This is a genomic window from Peptoniphilus harei, assembly GCF_016726485.1.
In the GTDB taxonomy this organism is placed as follows: Bacteria; Bacillota; Clostridia; order Tissierellales; family Peptoniphilaceae; genus Peptoniphilus_A; species Peptoniphilus_A harei.
This window is the reverse complement of sequence record NZ_CP068103.1, coordinates 473,522-489,878: the sequence shown is the minus strand read 5'-3', so window position 1 is coordinate 489,878 and position 16,357 is coordinate 473,522. Positions and strand designations below refer to the sequence as shown.

Annotated in this window: 22 protein-coding genes and 1 pseudogene; all 23 read left to right on the top strand. The window is 27.2% G+C overall.

Annotated elements, in window-relative coordinates:
• Nucleotide 1 precedes the first annotated feature (1 nt).
• The 23 genes and pseudogenes from I6I93_RS02240 (at nucleotide 2) to I6I93_RS02140 (ending at nucleotide 16,348) form a co-directional block, all read left to right on the top strand.
• Entirely contained in the window at nucleotides 2–544 is a 543-nt protein-coding gene (locus I6I93_RS02240) for a Gfo/Idh/MocA family oxidoreductase (protein WP_201621256.1), read from the top strand.
• On the top strand, nucleotides 541–1,050 hold the full coding sequence (locus I6I93_RS02235; RefSeq protein WP_407673052.1) for a hypothetical protein: 510 nt from the start codon (nucleotides 541–543) through the stop codon (nucleotides 1,048–1,050). The genes I6I93_RS02240 and I6I93_RS02235 overlap by 4 nt, the downstream gene beginning before the upstream one ends.
• Before the next feature lie 19 nt (nucleotides 1,051–1,069).
• The gene (locus tag I6I93_RS02230; protein WP_201621255.1) at nucleotides 1,070–2,482 is read left to right on the top strand and encodes a condensation domain-containing protein; all 1,413 of its coding nucleotides are present in this window, start codon (nucleotides 1,070–1,072) and stop codon (nucleotides 2,480–2,482) included.
• Nucleotides 2,457–3,230: an AMP-binding protein gene (locus tag I6I93_RS02225; protein WP_201621265.1), complete on the top strand. Its 774-nt coding sequence runs from the start codon at nucleotides 2,457–2,459 to the stop codon at nucleotides 3,228–3,230. The genes I6I93_RS02230 and I6I93_RS02225 overlap by 26 nt, the downstream gene beginning before the upstream one ends.
• A 145-nt stretch (nucleotides 3,231–3,375) precedes the next feature.
• Nucleotides 3,376–4,281: an AMP-binding protein gene (locus I6I93_RS02220; protein ID WP_201621254.1), complete on the top strand. Its 906-nt coding sequence runs from the start codon at nucleotides 3,376–3,378 to the stop codon at nucleotides 4,279–4,281.
• 142 nt (nucleotides 4,282–4,423) lie between these two features.
• Complete coding sequence (locus I6I93_RS02215) at nucleotides 4,424–4,735, top strand: class I SAM-dependent methyltransferase (RefSeq protein ID WP_201621253.1); 312 nt, start codon at nucleotides 4,424–4,426, stop codon at nucleotides 4,733–4,735.
• A gap of 532 nt (nucleotides 4,736–5,267) precedes the next feature.
• Entirely contained in the window at nucleotides 5,268–5,648 is a 381-nt protein-coding gene (locus I6I93_RS02210) for a phosphopantetheine-binding protein (protein WP_201621252.1), read from the top strand.
• On the top strand, nucleotides 5,645–5,797 hold the full coding sequence (locus I6I93_RS02205) for a hypothetical protein (protein ID WP_201621251.1): 153 nt from the start codon (nucleotides 5,645–5,647) through the stop codon (nucleotides 5,795–5,797). The genes I6I93_RS02210 and I6I93_RS02205 overlap by 4 nt, the downstream gene beginning before the upstream one ends.
• Nucleotides 5,798–5,865: 68 nt before the next feature.
• Entirely contained in the window at nucleotides 5,866–6,117 is a 252-nt protein-coding gene (locus I6I93_RS02200; protein ID WP_201621250.1) for a hypothetical protein, read from the top strand.
• Nucleotides 6,118–6,203: 86 nt separating this feature from the next.
• A complete protein-coding gene (locus tag I6I93_RS02195) occupies nucleotides 6,204–6,425 on the top strand; it encodes a hypothetical protein (protein ID WP_201621249.1) in 222 nt (73 codons plus the stop codon).
• 67 nt (nucleotides 6,426–6,492) lie between these two features.
• Complete coding sequence (locus I6I93_RS02190) at nucleotides 6,493–6,717, top strand: hypothetical protein (protein ID WP_201621248.1); 225 nt, start codon at nucleotides 6,493–6,495, stop codon at nucleotides 6,715–6,717.
• A gap of 654 nt (nucleotides 6,718–7,371) precedes the next feature.
• Nucleotides 7,372–7,698 carry a hypothetical protein gene (locus tag I6I93_RS02185; RefSeq protein ID WP_201621247.1) on the top strand — a complete coding sequence of 109 codons (327 nt, stop codon included), beginning with the start codon at nucleotides 7,372–7,374 and terminating at the stop codon, nucleotides 7,696–7,698.
• Nucleotides 7,699–7,892: 194 nt separating this feature from the next.
• Nucleotides 7,893–8,252, top strand: coding sequence for a hypothetical protein (locus I6I93_RS02180; protein ID WP_172605425.1), 360 nt, complete (start codon nucleotides 7,893–7,895; stop codon nucleotides 8,250–8,252).
• Nucleotides 8,185–8,556, top strand: coding sequence for a methyltransferase domain-containing protein (locus tag I6I93_RS02175; RefSeq protein ID WP_236587228.1), 372 nt, complete (start codon nucleotides 8,185–8,187; stop codon nucleotides 8,554–8,556). The genes I6I93_RS02180 and I6I93_RS02175 overlap by 68 nt, the downstream gene beginning before the upstream one ends.
• Nucleotides 8,557–8,710: 154 nt before the next feature.
• Nucleotides 8,711–8,947 carry a hypothetical protein gene (locus I6I93_RS02170; protein ID WP_201621245.1) on the top strand — a complete coding sequence of 79 codons (237 nt, stop codon included), beginning with the start codon at nucleotides 8,711–8,713 and terminating at the stop codon, nucleotides 8,945–8,947.
• 1,312 nt (nucleotides 8,948–10,259) lie between these two features.
• Nucleotides 10,260–10,786 (top strand): annotated as a pseudogene (locus tag I6I93_RS09405) (MptD family putative ECF transporter S component).
• A complete protein-coding gene (locus I6I93_RS09460) occupies nucleotides 10,787–11,227 on the top strand; it encodes an energy-coupling factor transporter transmembrane component T (RefSeq protein ID WP_236587205.1) in 441 nt (146 codons plus the stop codon).
• Nucleotides 11,228–11,252: 25 nt separating this feature from the next.
• Nucleotides 11,253–11,471, top strand: a complete 219-nt coding sequence (locus tag I6I93_RS09455; protein ID WP_236587204.1) for a hypothetical protein — start codon at nucleotides 11,253–11,255, stop codon at nucleotides 11,469–11,471.
• Nucleotides 11,472–11,543: 72 nt separating this feature from the next.
• Nucleotides 11,544–11,774 (top strand): ATP-binding cassette domain-containing protein, encoded by a 231-nt coding sequence (locus I6I93_RS09320; protein WP_306344730.1) that lies wholly within the window; start codon nucleotides 11,544–11,546, stop codon nucleotides 11,772–11,774.
• Nucleotides 11,775–11,860: 86 nt separating this feature from the next.
• Nucleotides 11,861–12,031 carry an ATP-binding cassette domain-containing protein gene (locus I6I93_RS09315; protein ID WP_269090129.1) on the top strand — a complete coding sequence of 57 codons (171 nt, stop codon included), beginning with the start codon at nucleotides 11,861–11,863 and terminating at the stop codon, nucleotides 12,029–12,031.
• A 212-nt stretch (nucleotides 12,032–12,243) separates the two neighbouring features.
• A complete protein-coding gene (locus tag I6I93_RS09115) occupies nucleotides 12,244–12,888 on the top strand; it encodes an ATP-binding cassette domain-containing protein (protein ID WP_306344729.1) in 645 nt (214 codons plus the stop codon).
• Nucleotides 12,889–12,891: 3 nt separating this feature from the next.
• Nucleotides 12,892–14,604 carry an ABC transporter ATP-binding protein gene (locus tag I6I93_RS02145; protein ID WP_048950572.1) on the top strand — a complete coding sequence of 571 codons (1,713 nt, stop codon included), beginning with the start codon at nucleotides 12,892–12,894 and terminating at the stop codon, nucleotides 14,602–14,604.
• A 1-nt stretch (nucleotide 14,605) separates the two neighbouring features.
• Nucleotides 14,606–16,348, top strand: a complete 1,743-nt coding sequence (locus I6I93_RS02140; RefSeq protein WP_094210127.1) for an ABC transporter ATP-binding protein — start codon at nucleotides 14,606–14,608, stop codon at nucleotides 16,346–16,348.
• The last annotated feature ends 9 nt before the right edge of the window (nucleotides 16,349–16,357 follow it).

Below are 16,357 nucleotides of genomic sequence, written 5' to 3'. Positions count from 1 at the left end.
AATGAAAAAAAGATTGAAAGCCATAGTTTGTGGCACGAATTTTGGAGAATTTTATTTAAAAGCATTAAAGAGTGCCGAATCAGATTTTCAAATTGCAGGTATTATCGGAAGAGGAAGTGAAAGGTCAAAGACACTTTCAAAGAAATATAATGTACCACTGTATTTTAATGTTGAAGAATTGCCATCAGATATAGATTTAGCTTGCGTTATTGTTAGAAGTGAGGGAACAGGTGGGGATGGAACAGAATTGTGCATAGATTTACTAAATAAAGGAATAAACGTAATTCAAGAGCAACCTGTTTATCAAGAACATTTATATAAATGTTATAAGCTAGCAAGAGAGAAAAACCTTATTTACTTGACTGCAAATCTATATTCAAATTTATCAAATATGCAGAGCTTTGCAGTGTATGCAAAAAAATTAAATATATATTCTAAGTTAGAATATATAAGCGTTTCTTTTTCTACACAATTATCATATGTAGCTTTGGATTTATTAGCTATTTCTGGAATTTTAGGTGATTTGGAGTTGGATAATAAATAATAAAGGGATTAGGCCCATTTGATATATTATATGGAAATATAGGGAAATTACCTATTTTAATAGAATTCAATAATCAATTAAATCCCAAAACACCTGATTACAATATGCAATTAATGTATAGTTTTAAACTTTATTATGAAGATGGAGTATTATCGCTAAATGATGCGTATGGAGATGTTGCTTGGCGTCCAAGAACATATTTAAAAGGAGCTAAAGACGATTTAAATATAGGTAAAGAGTCAATCTACAAGGTTTTGAATTCTTTAAAAGAAACGAGTACTTCAAAATTTTTTCAAACATACTGGATTGATTCAATAACAGCAGAATTGATTAAAATGAAGAAATATATGAATTCAGGCAAACTTGATATTCGTCGAGTAAACAGGGAACTATCAACATCTAAAAAATGGGAAATTTTGCAGAAAAAAGCGGGATATGCAAAGTTTATGGAGACTAGTAAAGAGAAGCTGCTTTTGCTGAGTGATATAAAAATTTTTGATGAATAATTTAATAAGGAGGTAAATAATGGAGAACGGTTATAAAGAAATAATTGAAAAATATTCTAAGCAAGGTATTGAGTTGTATGTTGATGGTGAAAAGTTAAAATATAAATCCATAAATGGTCAGTTAGATGAAGATATTTTAATGGAATTAAAATTAAATAAAGATGGACTTAAAGAATACATTAAAAAACTTGAGAATAAATATGATGTTAAAGATGATTATGCACCATTTCCATTATCTCCAGTTCAGAAATCATATCTTTATGGAAGAGATGACTTACATTCATATGGAAATGTATCTTGTCACATTTATCAAGAATTTTTATATGATAATTTAGACGTTTCAAAAGTACAAGATACATGGAATTACTTGATAAATAAACATGAAATGCTGAGGGCAGTTATATTTAAAGAAGGTTATCAAAAAATACTACAAAAAGTTCCAGAATATGAGGTTGTTACAGGAGATAGGATATCTATTAGAGAACAGTTAGAGGATAAAGTTTATCAATTAGAAAAATGGCCAATGTTTGATATTGGAGTATCAAATTATGGAGAAAAATCAATTTTACACTTTTCGATGGATTTTATGATATGTGATTGGTCAAGTATATGGCAACTTCTATTAGAGTTTGAGATGAAGTATTTTAAAGGAATAGAGAATGATAGACAATCTAAGATATCATTTAGGAATTATATAATAAGTGAAGAAAAGACAAAAGAAAACTCGGAATACAAGAAGGCGAAAGCATATTGGAGTCAAAAGACTAGAAAATTAAAGACATCTCCAGTAATACCTTTAAAAACGCTAAAAGAAACGGATGTTTGTAAGTTTAAAAGATTGTCTTTAACATTAGATAAGGATATGTGGGATAAATTTAAAATTTTAGCTCAAAACCATGCTTTAACACCGACAGCGTCAGTATTGACTGTATATAGTGAAGTACTAAAAAAATGGAGTACAGAAAAAGAATTTCTTATAAATTTAACTTTATTTAACAAGAAAAATTTAGGGGAAAATATAGAATATTTAGTAGGAGATTTTACAAATACATCGGTAATTTCGATAAAAAACATAAAAGAATCTTTTTCAGAGTTAGCAAGAGAAGTTAATAAAGAATTATTCAGCTCAATAGATAATAGTGCATATCCTGGAGTTAATATATTAAGAGATATTGCTAAACTGCATAACTCCAAAGAATTTTTAGCACCGTATGTATTTACAAGTGCAATAGGGTTAATTAAAAAGAGGTTGATAGGAAGATATGTGTATGGAATATCTCAAACACCGCAAGTATTTATTGATTGTCAAGCTATGGATACTGAATTAGGTTTACAGATTAATTGGGATGTTCGTGAAGGAATATTTGAAGATGATATGTTGGAGGATATGTTAGTGAGTTTAGAAGATTTTAATAAATTTATCGAACAATAAAGAATTTTGGGAGAAACGTCTTGAAATTAATCTACCTAAGTGGCAACGTGAAATTAGAGAAAAAGTTAATGCTACAAATAAAAAAATTAATAATAAGACATTATTAGAAGATTTTATAGAAAAAGTAAAATCTTATCCAGATAAGGCGGCTGTTATAGACTCTAGAGGTTCAATTTCTTATAAAGAATTATATAATAAGTCTGTATCTATAGCTTTAGCATTGAAAGAAAAAAATGTAAAAAAAGGTGAGCATATAATTGTAAAACTACCACATAATAAAAGTCAAGTTTATACTATTCTTGGAATACTTATGGTAGGAGCTATATATGTTCCGGTAGATTTTAATATAGAAGAAAAAAGATTAGAGAATATTTTAAAACAATGTAATTGTAAAGTTATTTTGACAAATGTCAGTTGTTATGATAGTAGACAAAGAAATTTTGTGAACATTGATGATGTAAATTATAGGTTAGATTTGATAAATATGTTTAATATAGAACATATCGATTCGACTGATGCAGCTTATATCATGTTTACGTCAGAGACTACTGAAAATCCAAAAGGTGCTGTAATAAATCATGGCGCAGTATTTAATACTATATATGATATAAATCAAAAATTTGAAATATCTGAGAGAGATTGCATATTAAGAATATCAAAATTAGATTTTGACTTATCTGTTTATGATATTTTGGAATGCTATCAGTTGGAGGAACTATTGTATATCCTGATGAAAGTGAGTATTTAAATCCTGCTCATTGGGATAAATTGATTGAAGAAAATTCTGTGTCTATATTAAATATGGTACCAGAATTAATGAAACCATATTTAAATTATTTAGAAAATTTATCAAAAAAACAAAATTTTATTAAACTAATATTGCTATCAAGAGATTGGATTCCTTTAAATATGCTAATGCGGTGCAAAAAACTTTTGTAGAATCTAAAATAATAGTATTGGGAGGTGCTACAGAAGCCTCTATATGGTCTAACTATCATGAATATAAAGGTATTAAAAAGGGATGGAAAAGCATTCCGTATGGGAAACCGCTCACTAATCAACAAATTTATGTATTAGATAAAAATTTTGAAGATTGTCCAGTTTATTGCGAAGGTAATTTATATATAGCTGGTAGAGGCTTGGCGGAAGGGTATTTAGGAGATAAAAAATTAACAGAAGAAAAGTTCTTTATTCATCCTCTAAAGCAGATCAGACTTTATTCTACTGGAGATTTGGGTCGCTATTTATCAAGTGGAGAAATAGAATTTTTAGGTACGGAAGATACTCAGGTAAAAATAAGAGGCAATAGAATAGACCTTGAGGAGATAAAAAATGCTTTAATTAAGCAAAAAGTAATTTCAAATGCTATTGTAATGGTAAATGAAAATAAAAAAGAATTTCCTATTGAATCAGTAGTAACAATTGCTAGAGAAGACAGAGATGATAAATTAGATTCGCATTATGAAACTTTATTTAATAATAATGAGGGTATAGATATTAAAAATAAGGAATACTTATTTAGTAACAAATATAGGGAATTATGCGATATAAGAGATAAAATATGTTTAAATGCTATACTAAATGCAATGATAGATACAGACATATTAAAAAAAGAACCAAATTCTGACTTATATAAAAGAAAAAGGAAATTAAATGATAATAAATATAATTGGATAATTGACAGATGGTTATATCAATTGATAGAAAAAAATATAATATATGCTGAAAATGGAGATTATAAAATTCAGTCTATTTTGACATATGATGATATTGCTAATTATGGACAAAAGTTTTTTTAAAATGGGATGTTAAAAATGATAATAGTTTGAAGTACTTAAAGTATGTCAAAGACAGCACGGATAATTTAGTAGAAATTTTAAATGGGAAGATGATCCAGTAAATATATTATATCCTGAGGGTTCTGATATTTACACTGATGCAATGTATAATACAAGTATAAATTCTATTGTTATTAATAATTTTTACTGTAATTTTATTAATGAGTATATTAAAAATAATAATCATAGGAAAATAAGAATTTTAGAAATAGGTGCCGGAACTGGGGCAACATCTGAAAAAATAATAGATTTATTAAATGGTGTAGATTATGAATATCATTTTACAGATGGAAAGAAATATTTTTTATCTAAAGCTAAAAAGAAGTTTGAAGATAATAAAAATGTTAAGATCTATCAATTGGACATTAATGAAGATCCTATAAAAATTGGAATAGAATACAATTATTTGATATAATAATTGGCGCTTATGTTTTAGAAAATGCTAAAGATGTTGTAAGTAGTTTAAATTATATAAGAAATATATGTGCGCCTAAGGGATACTTACTATTTCTGAGCCTATACGTAATGAACCGTGGATAATTGCATCTCAAGTATTTATGATGGAAAAACCATTAGATTCATTAAGGAAAAACAAATTTTTCTTATCAATAGAAGAATGGAAAAAATATATTATATGAAAACAATGAAAAAATCTTTACTTTACCAAGAGAAGAATCTGTTATAGAGAAATTAGGAATGGTTTTGTTTATAAAACAGTTTAAAAGTGATTATTTTATCAATAGAGAGAAAATATATAATAATCTTAAGATATGTTTACCTATTGATTTGATGCCTGACAAAATAACTTTTTTAGAAAAATTCAAATTGACTTCAAATGGTATAGTTGACATAAAGAAAAATTTTTCATATGAAACGGATTATTTGAGATGTGCAGAAAATGAATCTATTAATTTTGATTCAAAAAAACATCTATACCAAAAGAAGCATTGAATATTTGTGCTAAATTTTTAGATGAAGAAGAATTAAATTTAAATAAGAATTTATATGAATGTGGAGCTGATTCATTGATTTTAGCTCAAATAGCAGCTGAAATTACAAAAAGCATTGAATCAAGTAGCACATTTGAATCTATACTTAGAGAATTAATAGATGAACCAACTTTTTATAGGATTTCTGAGTTATTGAAAGGCGGAAACGGTACAGAGCATAATATTTCTAATGATGAATTTATATACTCAAAAAAATATAGTGCAGCCATCGAGGATAAAAGATTAAGAGTTATATTACATGGAGCTTTTGGAAATCTTGAAAATTTAAAAAATTTAGCAATGGAATTATGTTCTCAAAATAAAGGAGATATATTATGATGGGTGTATCAGATATAGGTAAGTATCTAGATATAAATTCAGATGAATTAGTTGAAAAATTGGCAAATGAGTATTATAAAGAAATACAAAAATTTTCTCCAACAAATGTTCAAATAATAGGATATAGCTTTAGCGGGGTAGTTGCATAGAAGTTTCTAGGAGATTATTAGAAGCAGGAATTTTAGTAGATAATTTAGCAGTTATAGAAGGTGGAAGCTTGTTAAATTATAATTATGATGAATTATTATTGGAATTTAATTTCTTACAAGCATTTAATATTGAAATTTCAGATATAGGATTTAAAGAAACAAATATATTAGATATAGCATTTTCTAATATGGATAATTATGAGAATGCAATGACGGTTAATAATATATTGAGTAAAATGCGATTCGAAGAAGATATACTTTATGTAAAAAAATTAAATTCTTTATCTCAACAAAAAGATTTGAATTATATTATAATTTAGTAAAAAATAAGGGAAATTCAATTACAAAAAAATCTTTTTTAGATATGTATAAAATTTTCATAAAGTCATTTAATGCTCAAAAATTTATGCCTGAAATATATTTTGGGGATATAGATTACTATATAGCAAAAGATAATGTTGGGGCATATAAGCACTTTAATATCCTAGCTGAAAATTGGAAGAATATAATTATTGGCGATATTAGAAAATTTTATATACCAGGCAATCATTATAGTTCAGTACAAGGAAAGTCAAACTCAAAAGTTTTAGCAAATATGTTAAATGAAAATATGTCGAGCGAAATATAGAGAATAAAGTATATATTATAATAAATATTTAAAAAAGAAGTATATCGTTTTGTGGGGGGGTGAAAAAATGATAGAAACAATTATTTGTGGAAAAGTATCAGGAAATTTTATTGTAGAATCTTTATTTAAATTAAAAGATATAATTGAAATATCAGGAATTTTTGAAGTTAATTCGACAACAATTAGAGATGCATATTTTAATAATTTGCCACTTTTTACAAATATAAAAATATCCCTAATAATACTAAACTTGCATATGTTCCATTTAATTCTGAAATTAATAGAGATGTAGATATTGTTCGCTATCTATTAAATAGAGGAATAAACGTAATTGAAGAAATTCCTAAAAGTAAAAAAGATACAATAAAATATTTAAAGGAAATAAAAAGTAAAAACTGTTACTATCTTATTAGAAATTATATGAAGAAACAGAATTTCAAAATGTTTATAAGAAAAGCGAAACAAATAATGCAAGAACAAAAATAATATATATTGATTCGTTTATATCTAAAGATATGTTATTTTCTATTTTTAAAATTATTAAGTCAAGCCTTAATGAGAATTTTTGTTTTGATATAAAAACATTTAGTCATGATGAATTTATTACTATTAGTGGGAAAATATCGGAAATAACATTTTGCTTTAAAGTATATGATCCTATAAATATTAATAACAGATGCAAATACTATGAAAATAAATTGGAGTTTGTATTTGAAGATGGTAGTTTGATTTTAGAAATTTTTAAAAATATAATTATCTGGAAAAATAGAAATTTATTTTTTGATAAAGATAACATAAATATAAATTTTACAATGCAGAACAACTACTAAATTTAAAAACATCTTTTACAGTCGAAAATAAAACAGATTTAAATGATGAATTATTACTTTTGGTAAAAAAACAGATCACTTTTTTAAATAATATGAAGAATGATGGAAGAAAATATTTGCCAAAGGTACACGAGATTATTAAAGATGTTCAATTATTTGATGAATTTGAATATTTAGTAAGAAAGTTTGATTTAAAAGATGACCTTACAATAAAACAAAACTCATGTTTATCCTCAAATTTAGAAAAAAATGAGTGGTTGTATGAAACACCTAATTTAATGAATATTCATTCTATACAAGATGTTGAAAGAAGGTACTCATTTATAGATCATGTTCATGTAAATAAATTTTTAGAATCGATAAATATGTATATATATTTGTCCATGATATTGTTTTTCAAAATAATGGTGTTTTTATTGATTGTAATCGCAAATATAATATAAATGAGATTATTGAAAAAAACTTTAATAGTAGAAATAAAAATATTATATTAAGATGGTTAAATATATTATTCGAAAATGAATTTATACATCTAGAAAATAATAATTGTTATTTGCGTAAAGTCGTGAATAAAAATAATATTGATAGATATTATGAAGATGCAAAGAACTTATGGGATTGGAAATTAGGAGATCCGTTGTCTATAGATTATATAAATCAAAATATAAAATATTTACAAGAATTATTTGATGGAAAGAAAAAATGTAATTCTATATTATTTCCTGAGGGAGACCTGAAATATGCAAAGGCATTATATAAGAACAACATGGTATATAGATATATTAATGACTTAGTAGCAATAACTATATCTGATTATGTAAAAAAATATTCTAGTGGAATTAATAAGATAAAAATTTTAGAAATAGGAGCTGGAATAGGAGCTACTACAGATAGTGTATTAAAAAGATTAATAGATGAAAATTTGATTGATGAAGTATTATATAAATATACAGATATATCGAATTTTTTTTATCCAGTGTGCAAAAAGCAAATATGAAAATGTAGTTAGTAACATTGAATATGAAAAGATTGATATAGATAAAGATTTGGAAAAGTTAGGAAAGGAAACTTTTGATATAGTGATAGCTGTAGGTGTATTAAATAATTCTGGAAAATTAAATACAGTATTGAGAGAGATATATAATACTGTAAAAAAAGATAGTCTTATATTAATTGCAGAACCAGTTAAGGAACCTCCTGAAATGCTTGTTTCACAAGTTTTTATGATGACAAAACCAACAGATATTAGGCTAGAGAAAAATAGAACATTTTTAAATAGATTAGAATGGCTTGATTTATAAAGGATACATTTGATAAAAAACAAATTCTTACTTATCCTAAAATACACACGCCTTGTATGAATTTGGGCAACAATTATTTGTTAAAATATAAAAAAAGGAGATAAATAAGTAGTCATGAAAGAAACAATTATTTTAGTATGTGGAGCTTTTCATTATGAATGGTGCTGGAATGACATTTTATACATACTTTAAGGAAAAAGGATACAATTTACATGTGCATGCATTATCAAAAGAAGCTAAAAATTTAAAAGATTCTATGAAAATATTAAGGGAAAATATTAAAAAAATTGATACAGAGTTTATTTTTATAACACATTCTATGGGTAATTTGTTTATAAATGAATTTTTAAAAACTTATAAAGATTGTGTGCCGAATCAATGGTTTTTTTAATGCCATTTCCAATTGAAAACAGGATTAAAAATTTATTCTTTACTAATAAGAATTATATTAGTTGACAAGGGAAGAATTCTTTTTTTCTGGAAGAGTTTAATAACGCTAAAAAGTATATTGATAAAATGAATAAGGAACCTCTAAGCATAAGAATGTTGCCTGTTATTTATTCCTCAATTAAAAAAATAGAATTTAATGTTCCAATTTAACCATATATTCTAAAAATGACAATTGTTTACTCGGAGAATCAGTAATAGAATCAGCTAAGTTGTATAAATCAAAAAATTGTTGTTTTAGACGATGTGTGTCATGATTGTATGCTTGATCCAGAATGGAAACTAGTAGCGGACCTAACAAGAGAATTTATAGATAATTAAATAATATGTTATCATAAAAAATGTAATTGATAGTGATTGTTGACTTCATTAGCTTCTTTATGCTAAAATATAGTAAACGGTGTTATCTTAATTTGGGATGAAACTTACTGAGAGACAAAGATGTTACAATAGAGAAAATATTAAAAAGTGCAAAAGCGAGTTTACAGAGCATGGATTCGAAGAGGCTTCTATTCGCACTATTGCTAAAAATGCAGGAATTACGCTGGTGCAATATATAAGCATTTTAAATCTAAAGAAGATATTTTAAAGTACTTGTAAGTACTATACTTAATCACTTATACAGAAGAAGTAAAGAATTGACAATCAGCGATTGAAGAAATTAAAGTAAATGGTTTACAAGCTTTGGAGAAAAATCTGATGATAGTATAGGGAATTATTGGAATTTATTTACCAAAACGATCCTATAGTTAATCTTCTGTTTAACTGTTCTCATGGTACGGAATTTGAATCAATTCGTCATGATTTAGTGAATCTTGAAGTGCAGGGCGCTAAGAAATTAATGAGATTCTTAAAGAAAAAAGATTGAAGTAAATGATTTGAATGATGATGAACTTCATGTTCTTTATACAATGGCATGTACGCCTTATTTGAGGTAATCACACATAGGTATCCATATAATGAAGCCTTAAATTTTTCGATATGATGGAGGCAGCAATGAATTTTGGTTGGAGGAGGATTATTAATGAAAACATAATAAAATTAAAAAATAATAAATTTTGAAATCGGGTTAATCCCGATTTTCTGCGTTTTATGGAAAGTAAACAAAAATAAAAAAAATTTACCAGTAAAGATTATTTTGAATCAATCATATTGTACGGTAAATAAATATAAAAATTAAATGGAGGTATTCAAATGAATGAATCAAATTAAAAACAAAAGATTTAGTTAACATCGGCATTTTTTCAGTGATTTATATGGCGTTATCCATGGCGGTAATGTTTATTCCTGTGTTTTCTCCGATACTTTGGTTATTATGGCCAGCAATGACAGGCATAATATGTAATTTTATTTACATGTTGTTGGTCTCTAAGGTGCCAAAACCAGGAACGGCTTTACTTTTGATAGCAATTACAGGGATTATATATTTTGCTATAGGGAGATGCACTTTTCAATTGTCATAACTTGCGTTATGCAGGGTTTTAGCAGAAATTACTAGAAAAATTTTGGGATATAAAAGTCAAAAAAGCGTAATAGTATCTTCAGGATTGATTTGCATTGGGTTGATTGGCTCACCATTGCCTATGTGGTTGTTCCAAGAATCTTATATGAAGTCTATTATAAAATGGGAATGAGTCCAGAATATGTAAATAAATTACAAACTTTAATTTCAATTCCAACACTTATCGGGATGATCATTACTGCATTTATTGGAGGAGTCATTGGTGCATATATAGGTAAAGCAATGTTCAAAAAACGTTTTGAGAAAGCTGGAATTATGTAAATGGAGGGTATTGTAAGAGGCATTATAAAGCTAAATCCACTAACTGAAATCATTTTTTTGATTTCAGTTAGTATTATTAGCTTTGCAAATAATAGCTTAAAATTAGATTTTTTTATTCTTTTAATTGTTGCTATTATAGCGTTATTTATGGGACTTGTTAAAATATCTTTAAAGGCATTATCTATGTTTGTATTATTACAGGGATTGAAATATTTTGTTTTGCCGATTCTACCAGATGTCATATCAGCACATTTTGGATTATTGGTGATTCATGCTCCTAAGTTAATACCGATTTTTTTAGTTGGTCAAATTCTTGTAAAAACTAATCCTATACGAAATATTATGTATGCCTTAAAAATGATGCATTTTCCAAAAAGCCTAATTATTTCTCTAGCAATAGGCATCAGATATTTTCCATCTTTAAGAGAAGAAAAATATTAATCTCAGATGCAATAAAATAAGAGGCGTGACTGGATTTAAAAAGATACAATTAGGACTAATATCATTAATAGTTACAGCTTCTAATACCGCAGATGAATTAGCTCAGGCTATTACAGTAAGAGGGATAGAAAATCCTGCAAGAAAGACTTTTATGGATGATGCAGGATTTAACATTTGGGATCTAATAATTATTCTATTATGCATTCTGATGTTCTTTAATTTAAAGTTCAAGTTATTTTTATAAGAGGTACGAAAATGATTAATAAAATGAAGCTTCATATTCCTATAAGAGAAGCTTAGAAGAACAGTTAAAGAAATTTCAATAAAGATTAATCAAGGAGAAGTTATCTTATTATGCGGAAAATCTGGTTCTGGGAAAACAACTATAACAAAATTAATCAATGGATTGATTCCTCATTTTTTAGAGGGAAATTTATTAGGAAATATTTTTATAAATGGGATAAACACAAAAAAAATGAAGATATATGAAATTTCTGAAAAAGTGGGAACAATTTTTCAAACCCCAAAACACAGTTTTTTAATTTAGATCAGATAGTGAACTAACATTGGATTAGAAAATTTAGGTGAAAACCTGATAAAATAAAAAGACAAGTTTTTAAAGTGGTACGTGATTTGGGAATTGAAAGATTAAAAAACAGAAATGTTTTTATGATGTCAGGTGGAGAAAAGCAATTACTTGCTATTGCATCTATTTATGCTACCAATCCAGATGTATATGTGTTTGATGAACCTTCTGCAAATATTGATGAGTATGGCATTGAAAGAAAAGAGAGATGCTTATAAATCTTAAAACTCAGGGCAAGACAATTATTATTTCTGAACATAGACTCTATTATTAATGGATTTAATTGATAGAGCTATTTATTTACAAGACGGAAAAATAAAATATGTTTTTCAAATGTGGAATTTTCTTCAATTAGTGATGACTCACGAAAGAAACTAGGACTTAGAACTTTTGTAAGAAAGAAAAATGATGATTTTGCAAATCCTGTCACATTTGTGAATCTGATGACTTTGTAGTTTCAAATTTAGAATATGAAAATAAGAAACAAAAAATTTTAGATAAGATAAATATTTCCGGAAACAAGGGAGATATTATTGCAATAACAGGTAAAAATGGTCAAGGAAAAACAACATTAATGAGAATTTTGTGTGGACTGTTGAAAGAAAACGAAGGAAAAATAAGCTATAAAGGAAGTCCCATAAAATATAAAAAACGAAGAAAACTTTGTTATATGGTTATGCAAGATGTAATTCATCAGTTTTTTTCGGAATCTGTAAGAGATGAATTTAGTTTATTTGATTCTAAAATAGATGAAAAGCAAATAGATAATATTCTAGAAAAATTAGATCTTAAAAAATTAGATAATCGTCATCCTATGTGCTTATCAGGAGGTCAAATGCAGAGACTTTCTGTAGCATTGGGGATGTTAATGAATAGAGAAATTATTATTTTGGACGAACCAACGAGTGGACTTGATTATACAAATATGCTCGAAATAAGCAAAGTCATTAAAGAATTTTCAAATAATAAAATTATATTTATTGTTACGCATGATAATGAATTGATTGATAGTACATGTAATAAATTATTGGAAATTTGCGATGGCAGAATAAAAAGATTTTATGAAAGAAGGTAAAAGATGGATATCTTAAAGGGACATAAAAGCAAGATTTTCGCAGCTGTATTCATTGCGATAATAGGAGTAGGATTTGGTGTAATACCTTATTTTTCTGTAGCAGCCATTATTAATAACTTGGTTGCAAAAAATGCAAATTTAAATAATTATTATCCATATATTTTTGCTGTATTTTTGGGATTTTTGGCAAGTATATTATTTCATGAAATATCTACTATTATTTCTCATAATCTTGCCTACAGGATTATTGAAGATAAAAGAAAGTTATTAGCTGACAAATTAAGTAAAATTTCTATGGGAGAAGTTGAAAGAAAAAGCAGCGGACAGTGGTCTCAATTTATGGTGGAAACACTTGATAAAATGGAAAAACCGATTGCTCATGTGATTCCAGAAGTTATTGCTAATATATTCATTCCTATAGTATTGATCATAACAATTTTTATAATGGACTGGAGAATAGGAATTGCAAATTTACTTACAATTCCATTAGGATTATTGTTCTCAATGTTAATGATGCGAGGTTATGAAGAAAAATCTAAAAGATACCAAGAAGCAGCTAAAGCTATGAATACGACAATGGTTGAATATGTAAATGGTATTAAAGTTATAAAAGCATTTAATAAATCAGCATCATCATTTGGGAAATTTAGAAAGACTGTTGAAGAGAATAAGAACGCAATGCTTGATTGGTATTTGAGTGTTTGTTTTTCAATGACAGCAACTATGGAAACTATCCCGTCAACTATGGTATTCGTTTTACCAGCTTCATTGTATTTCTTTATGAAGGGTAGTGTTGAAGTAGGAACTCTTATCACGTGTATATTGCTATCATATGCTTCATATAAACCATTAATAAAAGCTATGAGTCATATGGAAACAATAGCAAATATAAAAGTTGTATTTGAAGAAATAAAAAAAATAATGGAAATTCCTAACTTAAAAAGAGGAGAAGAAGTAAGAGATATAAAATCTTATGATGTAGAGTTTAAAGATGTTACATTTGCATATGAAGAGTCAAAGAATGTATTAAATAATATTTCGTTTAAAGCAAATGAAAATGAGTTAACTGCAATCGTTGGAAATTCAGGTAGTGGAAAGTCTACTATTACAAAACTAATCGCAGGATTTTGGAATGTTTCTAATGGAGAAATTTTAATTGGAAAAACAAATTTGAACGAATTGCCTTTAAAACAGAATATGGAGCTTGTTAGCTATGTATCGCAAGAAAACTTTCTTTTTAATAAAACAATATTAGAAAATTTAAAGATGGCGAAAGAAGATGCGAGTATGGATGAAATTAAAGAAGCTTGTGAAAAAGCGAGTTGCTATAATTTTATAAAGGGCCTACCAAATGGATATGAAACTATTGTAGGGAAGGGAGGAGCAAATCTTTCTGGAGGAGAAAAGCAAAGAATTGCAATAGCTAGGTGTTTTTTAAAGAATAGTCCTATTGTACTACTTGATGAAGCAACAGCATATTCTGATCCTGACAATGAATCAGTTATTCAACAGTCTATTGATAAGTTAATTAAAGATAAAACAGTGATTATGGTAGCTCACAGGTTATCTACAATTGTAAATGCAAATAAAATAATTGTGGTGGATAATGGAGAAGTAATTGAAGAAGGCACTCATAAACAATTACTAGAGTTAAATGGGAGATACAAAAAAATGTGGGATGTATATACAGAATCTAAAGAAATCGAGGTGATATAAAGTGAGAGAATTGATAAAAACTTTATATGAGGTGTCAGGGTCATATTCAAATAAAATAACAAAAATGCTTATTTTTGATGTATTTAAGGGAGTATTTGAAGGAGTTTCTTTAGGTGCAATTCTATTATGTTTGACCAAAATTTGTGAAAATATATTTACGAACCAAAGCATTTTAATGAAAGATGTGTATATTGTTTTTATTATTGCAGCTATAAGTTTGGTGGGGAAAATTATATTTGGATATCTGGCTGATAAAAACAAATATATTGCTTCGTACAATTTAGGAGCAGAAAATAGATTATATATTGGTGATCGTTTAAAAAATGTAAACATGGGATATTTCAGCACAAATTCTTTAGGGAATATAGCAGGAGCATTGTCAACTGTTATAGGTGAACTTGAAACAATAGGAGTTTTTATTATTGAGCAAATGCTTGTAGGTACAATACAGACACTAATTATGGTTATTTTCATACTACCTTATGATTTTGCAACAGCTATAATTATATTGTTGACTTTGATTGTTGGAACCTTAGTAAACTTATTCACACAAAAAAGCACAGATCAACTAACAGAGAGATTGTTAGGACTTAAATTGGATTTAAGTGAAAAAATGCTTGAGTATGTAAATGGGATAGGAATAACTAAAGCATTTGGAAAAGATAAAAATACAGTCAAGGAACTAAACGAAAGTATTACAAAAAGTCGCAAAGGCTTCCTTGCTGTAGAAAAAATTTTAGTTCCAACACAGTTTTTATTCTTGTTAGTATTTAAACTTGGTATTTGTGTGATAATTTTTAGTTCTATAATAAGATATTTATCAGGGGATATTGAAGTTACTAAAGCTATTATATTAATTGTTATGAGTTTTGTTGTTTTTTCTGGATTTGAATTAGCAGGAAGTATGCAGAGTATTAAGGGTGTTGCTGTACGAAATCTTAATACTGTTATAAATTTAAGAAATTTGCCTGTAATTGAAGAAGGTGAAATGACAGAAGTAGATAAAGCAGAAATATCAATGAACAATATTTCATTTTCTTATGGAAAAGAAAATCTTTTCAATAATCTAAGTATGCTTGTTCCAGATGGAAAAACTACTGCTCTTGTTGGATTTTCAGGAAGTGGTAAAACAACACTTTGCAATTTAATGGCGAGGTTTTGGGATGTAAATTCTGGCGAAGTAAAAGTTGGAAATCTAAATATTAAACAGTACAAGTATGATGAATTGCTTTCAAATTTTAGCTTTGTTTTTCAAGACGTGTATCTTTTTGATGATACCATAAAAAACAATATTAAGTTTGGTAATCCAAATGCAACAGATGAAGAAATGATAGATATTGCCAAAAAAGCTCAGTGCCATGATTTTATTATGAAATTGCCACAAGCTTATGAAACTGTTTTGCAAGAAGGGGGTTCAAATCTATCGGGTGGTGAGCGTCAACGAATTTCTATTGCAAGAGCCATGTTAAAACCGAGTAGGTTTGTAGTTCTTGATGAGGCAACTTCAAGCGTAGATCCAGAAAATGAAAAAGAATTATTGATTGCTTTGAAAAACTTATTAAAAGGCAAAACCGTTATTGTAATTGCACACAAGCTTTCTACTGTAAAAAATGCAGATCAGATAGTTGTTTTAAAAGATGGTGTTATAAAACAAGTAGGAACACATAGTGAACTTGCATCTAAACATGGAATATATAAGGATTTTATTGAAATCAGAAAACAATCTGAAAAGTGGAAGATTTAAATTTGAGTA

What these genes read in the sequence shown, in the direction of transcription:
- I6I93_RS02240 (WP_201621256.1), top strand. Translation starts at nt 2, where the DNA reads ATGAAAAAAAGATTGAAAGCCATAGTTTGTGGCACGAATTTTGGAGAA.
- I6I93_RS02230 (WP_201621255.1), top strand. Translation starts at nt 1,070, where the DNA reads ATGGAGAACGGTTATAAAGAAATAATTGAAAAATATTCTAAGCAAGGT.
- I6I93_RS02175 (WP_236587228.1), top strand. Translation starts at nt 8,185, where the DNA reads ATGAAGTATTATATAAATATACAGATATATCGAATTTTTTTTATCCAG.
- I6I93_RS02190 (WP_201621248.1), top strand. Translation starts at nt 6,493, where the DNA reads ATGATAGAAACAATTATTTGTGGAAAAGTATCAGGAAATTTTATTGTA.
- I6I93_RS09460 (WP_236587205.1), top strand. Translation starts at nt 10,787, where the DNA reads ATGGAGGGTATTGTAAGAGGCATTATAAAGCTAAATCCACTAACTGAA.
- I6I93_RS02145 (WP_048950572.1), top strand. Translation starts at nt 12,892, where the DNA reads ATGGATATCTTAAAGGGACATAAAAGCAAGATTTTCGCAGCTGTATTC.
- I6I93_RS02215 (WP_201621253.1), top strand. Translation starts at nt 4,424, where the DNA reads ATGTATAATACAAGTATAAATTCTATTGTTATTAATAATTTTTACTGT.
- I6I93_RS02205 (WP_201621251.1), top strand. Translation starts at nt 5,645, where the DNA reads ATGATGGGTGTATCAGATATAGGTAAGTATCTAGATATAAATTCAGAT.
- I6I93_RS02195 (WP_201621249.1), top strand. Translation starts at nt 6,204, where the DNA reads ATGCCTGAAATATATTTTGGGGATATAGATTACTATATAGCAAAAGAT.
- I6I93_RS02170 (WP_201621245.1), top strand. Translation starts at nt 8,711, where the DNA reads ATGAATGGTGCTGGAATGACATTTTATACATACTTTAAGGAAAAAGGA.